We start from the raw sequence: 13,413 nt of genomic DNA, 5'->3' as shown, positions 1-13,413 counted from the left end.
AGGGCTACCGAATGGATAGTCCTCCCATGAGTATCTCGGCACGGATCCGGCCGACCGTCCGATCTGCGGGCACCTGCTCGACCTCACCGAAGTAGGCATCGCGCGGAAGGGTCTCCTGCTGGAGACCGTGGTCGCCGGGGTCCGGGACACGGACATCAGGGGCAGGCGGCAACTCGTCGACGTGAGCGACAAGATCGCGCAGGCCATCGAGGAGGCGCACCGTCGCCGTCCCCTCATCGGCGTGGGTGAGCTGCGCGTTGATGCGCCGGCGGTCGGAAGTGTGCAGGTTGATGCGGTGGCGTCGACGCACCCAGTCGGCGGCGTCGCAACCGCTGAATTTGACCCCGCTCAGGTCGATAAAGATCTGGAGGGGGTTCATGTCGAAGGCGCGTGCCTCGCCGCAGAAGTCATCGCGGTTGTTGACGTGCAGGCCTTCGATGTACGCGATGGCCGCTCGTGCAAGGCGGGCTCTGGAAAGTGCCTCCTCCATGAGCTCACGGCCATGTTCCGTCATCGAGCGGCGCCCCCGTCGTGGGCTTGCGTCGGTCGGCTGCGGTCAGGATTCTGAGCTCCGTGCCGCCACCTGGTCGCTGTTGTAGTGTGCCAGTGACGCGAGAATTTCCTTGCGGCAGACATCGATGATTTCGTCCGCCAGCGGAGAACCGTCCGGGCATGCCCGCGACAACATGACCGCTCCGACCGAGTGGGCGAGCATGTCGATCACCATGGTGCGGGTCGCACGCTGGTCCGCATCCCCCGGCGTATCACTCTGGGACTGAAGGGCCGTCAGCAGATTCTCGATCCCGGCTGCGAACTCTGTTTTGATGTCCGCCGGCTGACGTGCGGCGTCCCCGCTGAGGGCCGCGATGGTGCAGCCGTCGCCGCGCCCGTCGCGATGCTCCCGCGAGACGTAGCGCTCGACGAACTCGGCGGGGTCCACACCTTCTGTCCGTGCCGCAGTCTGCGAGAGCCCGCTTGCGGACGCTTCGGCCATCAGGTCGGCCTTGGAGCGAAAGTGCTTGTAGAACCCGCCATGAGTGAACCCGGCGGCTGCCATCAGTTCCGCCACACCGACACCGTCATAGCCGCGCTCACGGAACAGCCTGGCGGCTGTCGCGACGATATGGGCACGGTTCTGCTCTGCCTGCGCCTTGGTGACCCGCACGTCCAGCCGTCCCTTCCTCGGTCGACGCTCGACGTCAGCATACATAGATGTCGATCGACATCAAAGAGCTTGACTTTTTAGATGACGATCGTCATCGTATTGCTCACCCCCTCCAGAAAGGCTCAGGCCATGAGTGACACGCATGTGACCGCACCGACTCAGTACATCGAGGTCGACGGCGACCGGTTCGCCTACCGGCGCTGGGGCAAGCCCTCCGGCGTCCCGATCTTCCTGGTCCAGCACTTCCGCGGGGGGATGGACCACTGGGACCCGCTGCTCACCGACGGCCTGGCCGAAGGCCGTGAGGTCATCCTGTTCAACGGCCGCGGCATCGCCTCGTCATCGGGCACGCCGCGTAACCGGATGGAGGACATGGCCGACGACATCGCCGCGGTCATCCGGGCACTGGGGCTGGAGCAGGTCGACCTGCTCGGCTTCTCGCTCGGCGGTTACCAGGTGCAGGAGGTCACGCTGCGCCATCCCCAGCTGGTGCGCAAGCTCCTCCTGCTCGGCACCGGCCTCCGAGGCGGGGACCCGACAAGTGACCCCCAGGTGCCTCAGTACGCCCTGAACCCGGTCCCCACCCTGGAGGACTTCCTCTTCCTGTTCTTCGGCCGCTCGGAAGCCGCGAAGCAAGCGGGCAAGGCCTTCTGGGAGCGCCGCCACCAGCGGGCCGACCAGGACCCGCCGAGCTCGCCCGCGGTCGCACAGGCGCAGTTCGAAGCGACCGTCGCCTACGCGGAACCGCTGCCGGGCGAGAACCCCTACGCCCACCTGAACGCGATCACCCAGCCGACGCTGGTCCTCAACGGCGAGAACGACGTGATGATCGCCTCGATCAACTCCTGGCACCTCGCCCAGAACATCCCCAACGCTCAGCTGCTGATCTACCCCGATGCCGGGCATGGAGCGCAGTTCCAGTATCCCGAGCGGTTCCTGAAGCACGCCATTCAGTTCCTCGACGAGTAAAACCCGCAGGGCTTCGGTGCAGTCGCTGACGCCTGGCCCGTGACGATCGTCCAGCTCATCTCATCAGATTCCCGGGATGCGACACACGCACACCTTCCCAGGCCATGGAGTCCTCTACGCCCCGTGGTCGAAACGGAAGACAGTCCGGCCAACGGAGCGTCGCCGATTACGCCCGCTCGACCAGCCGCGCGAGATCCGCAGGCCGGACCCGGACCTGCCGGAACGGCTGGCCGAGGTGGACGCATCCCGCGTGATCCAGGCGGGATGCGCTGTCGCCCGGCCGGCGTGCCGAACTCGCGCCTCACTCGACTGCAGCGAAGCCAAACCCGGACGCGGCGACAGAATCCCCGGATTGCTCATCGCGGGCGCCGCCGCCCACCGGCACGTTGCACGCACTCATCCCGCTCGACCTCTCGGCGGCCGGTCCGCAAGTTGCGACCGGACCGACAGCCGCCCTGACCGACGGACCACCATGTCGCCACGCCCCGTGGCACACCACTCTTACGGAGTACACGATGACGCAGCCCAGCACGATCAGCGTCGAGAGCCTGACCCCCGGATTCGCCCCCTAGAGCCGTTAAGCCCGTTTCCCACCGTTCTGCTCCCGGACGGTGTCGAACAGGGAGGTCAGAGCGGGACTTCCCGCGAGACTGTCCAGCAGGACGTGAAGCGACTGTCGTTCCGTGGTGCTCAGGTCTGCGAGGATTTCGCCGTCGAGATCGACGAGTATGCGGTTGAGGCGGGCCAGGACCTTGCGCCCTTCGGCGGTGATGTCCACGGCGTAGCGGCGACGATCCTGCGGATCTCGTGTCCGCTCCGCGTATCCGGCGCGCTCCAGGTCGTCGAGACTCGTCACCATCGTCGCGGGGTCGATGCGCAGGAACGAGCCAAGTGCCAGTTGCGGCATGGCACCGTTGTCCGCCAAAGCCTGCAGGACGCTGTAATGCCGCACTCGCAGGCCGGTCCCGCCGATGCCGTCCTCGGCGATCCTGAACGCCACCTGCCCGAGTTTGACCAGCAGGCAGATGGTGTGTTCGGCCACTGTCCCCGGTACCAGCGGAGCCTCGGACATCGTTTATCCCGCCCATGGTTAGTCGTACGTATGGTCCTGTCCATCGTACGAGAAAGCCCGAGGCGCCAGGACCGCTGCAGGCCGGCGGGATTCCCCACCGTCCGCCGGCTTACGGCCGGTGCGTCCTGGGTGGTCAGCCGACGATGGCCCGACCGAAGATCTGCCGGGCTATGACCCACTTCTGGATCTCGTTGGTGCCCTCATAGATCTCGCCGATCTTGCTGTCCCGGTAGATCGCCTCGACGGGGCCGGGGCCGCCGTCGGCACCCAGTTCGCGCGCGAAGCCGAGGCCTCCGAAGGCCTGGACGGCGTCGCGTGCCATGTCCACCGACAGCTTGGTGGCGTAGTACTTCGCCATCGCGGCCTCGGGCTCCGGGGACGGGTTGCCCGCGTCCAGGCGCAGGGCGGCCTTGGTGTAGAGGGTGCGGGCGTTCTCGATCTCGGTGGCCCGTTCGGCGAGCAGGAACTGCCAGTGCTGGTTGGCGGCCACCGGCTTGCCGAAGGCGTGTCGCGTCGACAGGTGGGCCACGGTGTGGTCGAAGGCGGCCTGCGCCATGCCGACCCCGGCAGCCGCGATGCCGATCCGGCCGTAGGTCAGAGTGGACAGCGCATGGCGCAGTCCGTGCCCCTCGGCGCCACCGAGGAGGTCGTCGTCGGTCAGGTGCACATCCGTGAAGCGGATGTCCGCGGTGAGCTGGCCGCGGTTGCCCATCTTGCGGTCGGGAAGGCCGACTTCCACTCCGGGAAGTGCCGTGTCGACGATGAACATGCTCAGCCGGGTGCCGGTGCGGGCGAGAACCACCACGAACCCGGCGACGGGCGAGTTGGAGATCCACCGCTTGTGGCCGTTCAGCACCCAGCCGGCCTCGGTGCGTATCGCCTCGGTCTGAACCGCCTGCGGGGACAGGTCACTTGAGGCGTTCGGCTCGGTGGTGGCGAACGCGCCGACCACTGAGCCCTCCGCGACCTTTCGCAGCCATCGCTGCTGCTGCTCCTCGGTGCCCTGCCGCAGGGCGTTGCCCGCCAGGATGCAGTGCACATCGAAGACGGCCGCAACGCTGCTGGAGTAGTAGGCCAGTTCCTCGATGGCCGCGGCGGTGGCGGTCGCCGGGTGGGTCAGACCGTCGCCGCCGACCTCGCTGGGGAAGGGGATCCGGAAGACCCCCGCCGACGCAAGCCCGTCAAACACATGCCGGGGGAAGCCGTCCGTGCGCTCGTCGCCCCCCGCGATCGCCACGGCGTGCGGAGCCACTTCATGCTCTGCGATCCGGCGCACGGCAGCGCGAACGGACTGTGTCTCTTTGGGGGCGAGGAGCTCGTGGTAGAGCCGGTCGATCTGGCGTGTGGGAGTGGAAGTCATACGGGGAAGATACCATTAGCATCACGTACCATTAGCTCGGCAATCTATTTTGGAGGTTCGACCATGACACAGACGCTGGCCGACAAGACCATCCTGATGTCGGGAGGCAGCCGCGGCATCGGACTCGCCATCGCTCTGCGCGCGGCCCGCGACGGTGCGAACGTGGTGATGCTCGCCAAGACCGCCGTGCCGCATCCGAAGCTCGAAGGCACGGTCCACACCGCCGTTGACGAGATTGAGCGCGCGGGCGGCAAGGGGCTGGCCGTCGTCGGTGACGTCCGCGACGAGGACGATGTGCGCACCGCTGTCGACGCGGCGGTCAGCGCCTTCGGTGGCATCGACATCGTGGTGAACAACGCCAGCGCGATCGACCTGTCGTCGTCGGAGCAGCTGGAGATGAAGCGGTACGACCTGATGCAGGACATCAACACGCGTGGCACGTTCCTGCTGAGCAAGGCCGCTATCCCGCACCTGCGCAAGGCGGGCAACCCGCACATCCTCACGCTCTCCCCGCCGTTGAACCTCGCGCCGCACTGGGTGGGGAAGCATCTCGGTTACACGCTGTCGAAGTACGGCATGAGTCTGTGCACCATCGGGCTCGCCGAGGAGCTCGCCGCCGACGGCATCGCCGCCAACTCGTTGTGGCCGCGGACCCTGATCGACACGGCCGCCGTGCGCAACGTGGTCGGCGGCGCCGGACAAGCCCGTAGTCCGCGGATCATGGCTGACGCCGCGTACGCCATCCTCACGCGTGACGCGCGGAAGTGCACCGCCAACCTGTTCATCGACGACGAGGTCCTGTCGGACGAGGGCGTCACCGACCTGTCCGTCTACAGCCCTGCCGACTTCGAAGGTGATCTCGCGCTCGACATATTCGTCGATCCGGCCTGATCCCACACTGCTCAGTAGATGAACGCGAGGGCGTTCTCGATGCCCTTCTCGAGGACCTCATCGGCAAGCTTCGAGTCGAAGGCGGCGCGGGACAGCTGCAGCGACCCAGGCCTGCTTGGTCGCGTCCGCGCAGCGGCCGAGCTAGTCGAGCAGGGCGACGGAGGGACATCCGACGCCGCGCTGGTCCCGGTGCTCGGGCGACAGATAGCCGCGAACGAGACCTTCGAGTCCCGGGCGGCCGGGCAGCCGGGCAGCCGGGCAGCCGGGCAGCAGAGTGCCGTACCGGCGCCGCCTGCGTCCGTAGCTCCTCCGCGACGACGTTGGCGACGAGATCGTCCTTTGATGCCACAGGATCCTCCGTTCATTCCGCAGGGCCATTGCCTTGCACGTCATCCCGTGCCTATGGTCTGTCGAATGTAATATTATGACTCACATTTGATGGCGCCGTCAGAGTCAGAGATGAGGCATGCCGTGAGTGACGTCCCCTTCCAGCCCGCAGTGGAGCATTCACGCGCGCTGGCCGCGGGTGAGATCTCGAGCCGGGAACTCGTCGAGCTCTATCTTGAGCGGATCGCCACCCATAACACCGCGTTGAACGCGGTGGTGACCCTTGACCCCGAGCGGGCCCGTCGCGAGGCCGGGGAAGCGGACGCCGCGCGGGCGGCCGGACGAGACCTCGGTCCTCTGCACGGTGTGCCGATCACGGTCAAGGACAGCTTCGAGACAGCCGGGATGCGCACCGTCTGCGGGCGAACAGACCTCAAGGACTACGTGCCCGACCAGGACGCCGAGGCGGTCAAGCGGCTGCGTTCGGCCGGTGCCGTGATCATGGGGAAGAGCAACATGCCTCCGGGCAACCAGGACATCCAGGCCGACAACCCGGTGTTCGGTCCTTCATCGAACCCGTGGGACACGACCCGTACCTCGGGCGGATCCGCCGGGGGCGGCGCCGTCGCCACCGCCGCGGGCCTCACGACGTTCGACTTCGGCTCGGAAATCGGCGGATCGACCAGGATCCCGTCCCACTTCAACGGCCTGTACGGGCACAAGTCGACCTGGCGGTCGATACCCCTCATCGGGCATGTGCCCTACGGCCCGGGCCCGGGACGATGGACCGAGGCCGACATGGGCTGCGGCGGCGCGCAGGTCCGCGACGCCCGTGACCTCGTCCCGATCCTGCGGGCAACGGTCGGGCCCGCCGACTACGACGGCGGTTTCAGCTACACACTCGCACCGCCGCGCGCGACCAAGCTCGCCGACTTCCGGGTCGCCGTCTGGGGTGAGGATCCCGCGTGTCCGGTCGACAGCGACGTCGCGGCAGCCGTGGACGATGCAGTCACTGTGCTGCGGGCGGCCGGCGCGAGGATCACGGTCCAGCCCGCCAGCCTCCCTGTCGACATCGCGACGAATCACGGGAAGGCCTTCCAGCCCCTGCTCTTCGGCGCGGGCGACCGCACCGGCCTCGCTCCTGCCTCCAGCGCCGCAGTGCTGGCCCGGTTCGTCCAGCACCCGCGGGGTGACGCCGGTCCCGCCCTGCTCGGAACCTTCCAGTCCCACTATCACTGGCTGCAGGCCCACATGGTGCGCAATGAGATCCGGCAGCGATGGTTCGAGTTCTTCCAGGACTTCGACATCGTGCTCATGCCGGTCACCCCGACGGCCGCCCCCGCCCACCACAACAAGCTGATCGACTGGTTCGGGCGGCCATTCGAAGTCGAAGGTGTGCGACGCCCTTACTGGGACCAGGTCAAGTGGAGCGCCGTCGCCAACGTCTCCGGGGGGCCGGCGACGACCATCCCGGTGCGCCGAGGCAGGAGCGGACTGCCCATCGGTCTGCAGGCCATGGGCCCGAGCGGGGGAGATCTCACCACCATCGAGTTCGCCGCCCTGCTGGGCCGGGAAGTGGACGGCTTCGTGCCGCCTCCGGCCTTCGTCTAGACCCCCACCACTGGACCCTGATCACCCGCCCGAAAACCCCGGAGAACGACGATGCACAGCTTGAGCCGCAACGCGTCACGACTGCTGACGGATTCCGCGTCCCGCTACCCGGAACGCACCGCGATCGTCTTCGGCGACGACCGCATCACGTACGAGGCCCTCGACGCCGCGGCCAACCGGGTCGCGAACCTGCTCGTCTCGCGCGGGATCCAGCCCGGGGACAAGGTCGCGCTGTCCTGCCCCAATTCTCCAGCATCTACTTCGGCATCCTCAAGGCCGGGGCCGCGGTCGTGTCGCTGAACGTGCTGTTGAAGGGCCGCGAGGTCGCCTACCACCTCACCGACTCCGACGCGAAGGGCGTACTTCGCCTTCGAGGGCACCCCGGAGCTGCCGATCGGGAAGGCCGCCTGGGAGGGATTCCTGCCGACGTCAAGGCGCTCGACGGTGTGCTCGACCTCAGCTGGCACACCGACCAGCTGCACCGACTGGGCGCGGGCCTGGAACCCGACCTGCGCCGCGGGCGTCTGGCCACCACCATCTCGATGGTGCGGCGAAACGGCAGGACGTCCTTCCGTCGCAAGCGCGGTGCCTGAAGCCCCACCCGCCCCTCCGGCGAGGGCGAGGCAAGTGGGAGTGACTGTCCTGGCCGAACGCGGTGACGTGGAACCGAACGTTCCGGTCGCCACCGTCGCCCGGCTGCTGTTGGCCGTCCTGTGCGAGGGCAACCAGATCATCGCCGCCGCGGCGGACCGGGAGGACGCCCTGGCCAGGACGTTCCACACGATCACCCTGCTGATGTCGGGCCTGGCGGCGGACGGCGTCAGCGCGCACGGTTGACGTCGACCAACGCCTGCAACAGCACTCCTCGACTGCACCCGGCCGTGCCGCTACCGTGCCGCCTCGTCCTCGATGTCACGGACCAGGTCGATGGCCCGGCCGAGAGTGGTGAGCCGAGCGTCGAGGGTCTCTCCAGCCGGATAAAAACGTACGGTGTCCACACCGGCGTCGCGCCACACACGCAGCCGTTGGCGCACCATGCCCTCGGTTCCGATCAGAGTGGTCGCCAACACCATTTCGTCGGTGACCAAGCCGGCCGCGCCGTCCCGGTCCCCAGCCTGCCAACGTGTCCGAACTTCGGCCGCCACCTCGGCCCAACCCTGGCGGCTGTAGGCGTTGTTGTAGAAGTTCGTGGTCGCGGAACCCATGCCGCCGAGGCTGAAGGCCAGTTCCTTCTTGCGTCCGGCCACCATCGCGCTCAGCGCGTCCTCGTCGTCCGCGAAGGCGACCTCGGCACCTTGGCAGATGTCGAGGTCGGCACGGGCGCGACCGGCGGTGGCCAGGCCCTGGTCCAGGTGGTCGAAGTACGCCTCCTTGGCGCCCTCGGGCACGAAACTGGTGCCCAGCCACCCATCGGCGATCTCACCGGTCAGGTGCAGCATCTTCGGCGAGAGAGTGGCGAGGTAGACCGGAATGTCATGCTCGGCACGCATCGACAGACGCATGGGCTTCGCCTCCGCGCCCGGCAGTGGAATCCGGAACTCCTGTCCTGAGTAGGAGACTTTGCCGCCCGCGGCGGCCTCCCGCACGATCTCGACGGTCTCCCGCATCCGCACCAGCGGCCGGGCGAAGGGCACGCCGTGCAGCCCCTCGATCACCTGCGGCCCGGAGGGGCCCAGTCCGAGAAGGAAGCGCCCCTGGGAGATCTGCGACAGTGTGATCGCGGCGCGGGCGATGGCCATCGGCGTGCGGGTGCCGAGTTGGATGATTCCGGATCCGAGGAGCATGCGCTCGGTCTTCGCCGCGAGGTAGCCCAACGGCGAGGGGGCCTCGGAGCCCCACGCCTCCGCCACCCAGCAGATGTCGAGACCGAGCTTCTCCGCCTCGGTGACATAGGCGACGATCTCCCGCCAGTCGCTCCCGGAAGCTTCGATCGTGGTGGAGGTACGCATCAGAGCCTCGCCTCGCCCGCGGGCTGGGCCCTCTCGGCCAGCTTCTTGATCTCTTCGAGGGTGATGGTCATGTTGGCCTCGAACTCCCGCATGCGCACGAAGACGATCTTCTGCTCCTTCTCCGGCATGCGATCGATGGCGAAGGAGAGGCCCGAACGGGCCGGCCCCATCTGCATCCATTCGCTCAGCAGAGTGCCACCGCCCTGCGGCTCCAACGTGAACCGCCAGATCGCCGTTGGGTTCTGCGGGTTCTCGACGCCCCAGGCAAGCAGCCTCGGCGGCTCGTACTCGACGATGTGGGATGTGGTGGTCCACTCCCCGAGTGCCTCGTGCTTGCTCCGGCCGATGAACCGGGCTCCCAGAGCAGGGGCGGTCCTGCCGTCCAGCCATTCGACGTACTGCAGCTCGGAGCTCATACGCGGCATCAACTCGATGTCGGACACGAGCGTCCACACCTGTTCGGGCGGAGCAGCGATCCAGGTGCGGACCTCCACCGTCGGCTTGTCCGCATAGCGCGCGCCTGTCCACTCCATGTTCCTGCAGCCTCCATGCCGATCCGAGAACTCCCATGACCAGACGTGACCAGTAAAGTTGCGTAGATAGACTCACATGTCAAGGGAAAACGCAGCCCCGGCAGAGCCGCTGAGTCAGCCGGCGAAACGCTCCCGCACATCCGGCCGTTCGGCCAGATGTGGCGGATAACCGGGGCCCATCCGAGGACTGGTGTTCTCCGCGGTCATCTGCTCGCCGCAGGAAGAACACACCGCCTCGGCATGGGCTTCCTGTCCGCAGACCTCGTGATGCATGACTACCGGCGGGCCCTCTTCACCGGACAGCCAGCGGTCCCCCCACCGGTTCATCACCAGCAGCACACCGTAGAAGTCGCGCCCCTTCTCCGTGAGCACGTAGTCGTACCGAACCGGCTCCGTTTGGTACGGCCGTTTCTCCAACAGCCCCTCGTCCACCAGCCGGCGCAACCGGTCCCTCAATGTGTTGCGCGCGATCCCCAGTGACACCTGGAACGCGTCGAACCGCCGGATCCCGTAGAACGCCTCACGCAGCACCAACGGCGTCCACCAGTCCCCGAGCAAGTCCATGGTGCGCGCGATCGAACAGGGCCAGTGCGCAAAGGATGTCCGCCTCATGACAGTCAGCATAGGTTCGTCCAGTCGTGAGACCCAGCAGGTGGAGCGGCGACAGTTCATACACGCGACATCTTGCGCTCAATAAATAACGAAGTTATGTTGCCGCCATGAAACGTGACTTGCTGGGCAGAAAGCTGGTTGTCACCGGAGCGGCGCGCGGCATCGGCGAGAAGGTGGCCCGCCTGGCCATCGCCCGAGGCGCTCAGGTGACCTTGATCGGACTGGAGCCCGATCGGCTCCGTGACCTCGCCCGCGATCTGGGCCCCGCCGCTTCCTGGCGTGAGGCCGATGTGCGCGACGGCACCGTCCTGCGGTCAGCGATCGACGAGGCTGCGGGGGTCATGGGCGGCATCGATCTCGTCGTCGCCAATGCCGGCGTCGTGGCGTACGGGACCGTGCGACAGACGGACGAGGCGTCGTTCGAGCGGGTCCTGGACATCAATCTGAACGGTGTCTTCCGGACCCTCAAGTACGTGACGCCCCATCTGGAGCGCAGCCGGGGACACGTGCTGGTTGTGGCGTCCGCGCTGTCCTTCATGCCGCTGGCGGCGATGGCCTCCTATGGCGCCAGCAAGGCCGCGGCCGAGCTGCTCGCCCTGACCTATCGCCAGGAGGTGGCGCACCTCGGCGTCACGGTCGGCCTGGTGCACCCCTCCTGGATCGACACGGATCTCGTCCGGGGCGCCGAGGTGGACCTCCCCTCGTTCCAGGGCCTGCGCAACCGGCTTCCCTACCCGGGCAATGTCACCACGAGTGCCGACCGGGCGGCTGCCGCGATCGTCGACGGGCTCGTGCGCCGCCGCAGCCGCGTGTACGTCCCGCGCGCGGTCGTCGTGGCCAACTGGGCCAAGGCAGCGCTGAATTCGCCACTGGCCTGGCCATGGGCGAGGCGCTTCGCGGCCCGTGCCGTTCCGTCCCTCGAACGGGAGGTCGCGGCGCTGGGGAGGCATGACCAGCTCACGCCGGGCACCAGTACCTCTGCCCCGGAGACCAAGTCGCCCTAGCCGCACATGGGTAGTCCCGCGCGGGACAGCGACCTGCCCTACCGACTTTCACCGACCTTGAACGATCGAGTCGTAAAGGCGCGCGCCCGCCTCGTGCGAGGCTTCGGCCCGTTCTCGCTCGTCGCCCAGACCGACAGAGAAGTTCACGCCCATCGGCAGCATCACCTGCACCACGGGGTCCTCGAACTCGCCGAAGTGCTCGGCCAGCTCAAGGGTGATGTACCCGTGGACCAGACTCCACAACTGGGCGGCTATGACTTCAGGTTCCTGCCGCTCGGCCCTGCCCGAGTCCACGAGCCGTTGACATGCCGCGGTGATATGGACGTGGGCATCCCGGAAGGCCGGCGAATGTCCGCTCAAGCGAAGGTCCGCGTCCGACAGCGGCCGGTACGTCGCACGAGTGGACAGGCCGAACATCAGGTCGTACAGGTGAGGGTTCTCGCGGGCCACTCGGCGGCAGGTCAAAGCCATGGCGAAGAGATCCGCGATCGGATCATCCGTCACCGGCACCTGGGCGAACGCCGCGCCGAGCTCCCTGAAGCCGTGGTCGGCGACGGCGCGCATCAGTTCGGGGATCCCACCGAAGTGGCCGTAGACGACCATCGTCGACAGCCCGCTCGCGGATGCCACCGTACGCGCCTTGATGGCCGACGGCCCCTGTTCGGCCAGCAGGCCGACAGCGGCTCGCACAAGCCGCTCCGGTGCGTCATCGAGCCTCGGCCGCCCTGCCATGCCTCTCGCGCCTCCACCATTGACACTCTTGAAATAACTTGGTTATCTAACTCGTCACGGCAATAGTACACATCTCGAGTGACGTGCCGTTTCGGACACGGGCGCGCCTCCCCGGACGGGCTTTCACGCACTGTCCCAGATTCCTGGCGCCGGTAGCCCCTCCCTCACTCGCTTTGCACTCCCCCATGAACTCAGCACGGGAGCAGAATCCATGCCATACAAAGACAAGGGTCATCTGGAGATCGAGGACCGCGGAGCCGTCCTTGTCGTCCGGGTCGACGGCGGCCCGCACCAGTTGTTCGGCCTCGATATCGCCCATCAGCTGGACAAGCTGGTGAACCGGGTCGACCGCGATCCGAGCATCCGTGCCGTCGTCTTCACCGGGGCACATCCCGAGCGGTTCGTCAGCCATGCCGCGGTCCGGTGGCTGCAGGAAGAGGGCGCCGCGAGCCCGACGGTCGGCCGACGCGGTGCCGCCGCCGTAGTACGCATGGCCAAGCACGTGGACCGGTCCCGTCTCCTCGGGCCCGTGATGCGCAGGACCCCGATGCGCGGGGCCCTCCAGCTGGAGCGTCTGCACACGACCTTCCTCCGGATGAACGCCAGCGGTGTCCTCTTCGTCGCCGCCCTCAACGGTTCGGCTCTCGGCCTCGGCGCCGAGTTCGCCTGGGCCTGCGATCTTCGGGTCATGGCCGACGGGGACTTCTTCATCGGCCAGCCCGAAATCCTCCTCGGCATCATCCCGGGCGGAGGCGGCACCCAGCGGCTGACCCGCCTGATCGGCACCCACCGGTCCCTGGCCGCGATCCTCGAAGGCAAGCCGTTCACGCCTGCGGAGGCGCTCGCCAATGGGGCGGTCGACAAGGTCGTACCCCAGGACAAGGTCGTCGCGCAGGCGGTCGAACTCGCGGAGCACTTCGCCCAGCGGTCGAAGGGGTCGGTCGCGGCCGCCAAGAGGTCGGTGTACTTCGGCGGCTCGATGCCCCTGGAGGACGGACTCCACGTCGAACGCGCCGAGTTCTTCACCAGAGTCATGTCGAAGGACGGCCAGGAACTGATGCTCGACTACCTGGAGACGACGGACGCCACCGGCGAGCTCCCGCTCTACAACCCGGACACCTACGCCCAGGCGCTCGCCTCGGGCAGCGTGCCCGGGCACCGCTCGACGAAGACGACGCGGCGGTGAGC

At 67.5% G+C, this 13,413-nt stretch carries 16 protein-coding genes; 8 read left to right on the top strand and 8 right to left on the bottom strand.

The window, feature by feature from the left end; all coding sequences use genetic code 11:
• Window positions 1-4: 4 nt before the first annotated feature.
• Window positions 5-490, bottom strand: coding sequence for an aminotransferase class I/II-fold pyridoxal phosphate-dependent enzyme (locus tag IE263_RS42845; protein WP_229911482.1), 486 nt, complete (start codon window positions 488-490; stop codon window positions 5-7).
• Window positions 491-556: 66 nt separating this feature from the next.
• Window positions 557-1,165 carry a TetR/AcrR family transcriptional regulator gene (locus IE263_RS42840; protein ID WP_189943545.1) on the bottom strand — a complete coding sequence of 203 codons (609 nt, stop codon included), beginning with the start codon at window positions 1,163-1,165 and terminating at the stop codon, window positions 557-559.
• A 129-nt stretch (window positions 1,166-1,294) separates the two neighbouring features.
• Here IE263_RS42840 and IE263_RS42835 point away from each other — a divergent pair, with 129 nt between their 5' ends.
• Entirely contained in the window at window positions 1,295-2,134 is an 840-nt protein-coding gene (locus IE263_RS42835; protein ID WP_189943544.1) for an alpha/beta fold hydrolase, read from the top strand.
• A gap of 577 nt (window positions 2,135-2,711) precedes the next feature.
• Here the strand turns inward: IE263_RS42835 and IE263_RS42830 are convergent.
• Entirely contained in the window at window positions 2,712-3,176 is a 465-nt protein-coding gene (locus tag IE263_RS42830) for a MarR family winged helix-turn-helix transcriptional regulator (RefSeq protein WP_189943543.1), read from the bottom strand.
• Window positions 3,177-3,339: 163 nt separating this feature from the next.
• A complete protein-coding gene (locus tag IE263_RS42825; RefSeq protein ID WP_189943542.1) occupies window positions 3,340-4,566 on the bottom strand; it encodes an acyl-CoA dehydrogenase family protein in 1,227 nt (408 codons plus the stop codon).
• A 63-nt stretch (window positions 4,567-4,629) separates the two neighbouring features.
• Here IE263_RS42825 and IE263_RS42820 point away from each other — a divergent pair, with 63 nt between their 5' ends.
• The 5 genes from IE263_RS42820 to IE263_RS42800 all read left to right on the top strand — a co-directional run bounded on the left by IE263_RS42820 (window position 4,630) and on the right by IE263_RS42800 (window position 8,232).
• Window positions 4,630-5,457: an SDR family oxidoreductase gene (locus IE263_RS42820; RefSeq protein WP_067257806.1), complete on the top strand. Its 828-nt coding sequence runs from the start codon at window positions 4,630-4,632 to the stop codon at window positions 5,455-5,457.
• Between the two features lie 471 nt (window positions 5,458-5,928).
• On the top strand, window positions 5,929-7,395 hold the full coding sequence (locus IE263_RS42815) for an amidase (RefSeq protein WP_229911481.1): 1,467 nt from the start codon (window positions 5,929-5,931) through the stop codon (window positions 7,393-7,395).
• Window positions 7,396-7,455: 60 nt separating this feature from the next.
• A complete protein-coding gene (locus IE263_RS42810; protein ID WP_229911480.1) occupies window positions 7,456-7,695 on the top strand; it encodes an AMP-binding protein in 240 nt (79 codons plus the stop codon).
• Window positions 7,686-7,988: a hypothetical protein gene (locus IE263_RS49185; protein WP_229911479.1), complete on the top strand. Its 303-nt coding sequence runs from the start codon at window positions 7,686-7,688 to the stop codon at window positions 7,986-7,988. The genes IE263_RS42810 and IE263_RS49185 overlap by 10 nt, the downstream gene beginning before the upstream one ends.
• Before the next feature lie 34 nt (window positions 7,989-8,022).
• Complete coding sequence (locus tag IE263_RS42800; protein ID WP_189943594.1) at window positions 8,023-8,232, top strand: TetR family C-terminal domain-containing protein; 210 nt, start codon at window positions 8,023-8,025, stop codon at window positions 8,230-8,232.
• Window positions 8,233-8,282: 50 nt separating this feature from the next.
• Here the strand turns inward: IE263_RS42800 and IE263_RS42795 are convergent, their stop codons facing one another.
• From IE263_RS42795 to IE263_RS42785, 3 genes are all read right to left on the bottom strand, one after another.
• On the bottom strand, window positions 8,283-9,344 hold the full coding sequence (locus IE263_RS42795) for an LLM class flavin-dependent oxidoreductase (protein ID WP_189943540.1): 1,062 nt from the start codon (window positions 9,342-9,344) through the stop codon (window positions 8,283-8,285).
• Window positions 9,344-9,877, bottom strand: a complete 534-nt coding sequence (locus tag IE263_RS42790) for an SRPBCC family protein (RefSeq protein WP_123107143.1) — start codon at window positions 9,875-9,877, stop codon at window positions 9,344-9,346. The genes IE263_RS42795 and IE263_RS42790 overlap by 1 nt, the downstream gene beginning before the upstream one ends.
• Before the next feature lie 114 nt (window positions 9,878-9,991).
• The gene (locus tag IE263_RS42785) at window positions 9,992-10,489 is read right to left on the bottom strand and encodes a winged helix-turn-helix transcriptional regulator (RefSeq protein ID WP_189943539.1); all 498 of its coding nucleotides are present in this window, start codon (window positions 10,487-10,489) and stop codon (window positions 9,992-9,994) included.
• Window positions 10,490-10,596: 107 nt separating this feature from the next.
• Between IE263_RS42785 and IE263_RS42780 the strand changes: the two genes are divergently transcribed.
• Window positions 10,597-11,493 carry an SDR family oxidoreductase gene (locus IE263_RS42780; protein ID WP_189943538.1) on the top strand — a complete coding sequence of 299 codons (897 nt, stop codon included), beginning with the start codon at window positions 10,597-10,599 and terminating at the stop codon, window positions 11,491-11,493.
• A gap of 48 nt (window positions 11,494-11,541) precedes the next feature.
• On the opposite strand, the gene IE263_RS42775 is transcribed toward IE263_RS42780, so the two are convergent.
• A complete protein-coding gene (locus tag IE263_RS42775) occupies window positions 11,542-12,225 on the bottom strand; it encodes a TetR/AcrR family transcriptional regulator (protein ID WP_189943537.1) in 684 nt (227 codons plus the stop codon).
• Between the two features lie 211 nt (window positions 12,226-12,436).
• Between IE263_RS42775 and IE263_RS49180 the strand changes: the two genes are divergently transcribed.
• Complete coding sequence (locus tag IE263_RS49180) at window positions 12,437-13,411, top strand: enoyl-CoA hydratase/isomerase family protein (protein ID WP_189943536.1); 975 nt, start codon at window positions 12,437-12,439, stop codon at window positions 13,409-13,411.
• The last annotated feature ends 2 nt before the right edge of the window (window positions 13,412-13,413 follow it).

The sequence above is a fragment of the Streptomyces aurantiogriseus genome, assembly GCF_014649375.1.
GTDB lineage: Bacteria > Actinomycetota > Actinomycetes > Streptomycetales > Streptomycetaceae > Streptomyces > Streptomyces aurantiogriseus.
This window is presented reverse-complemented; position numbering and strand designations above follow the sequence as displayed.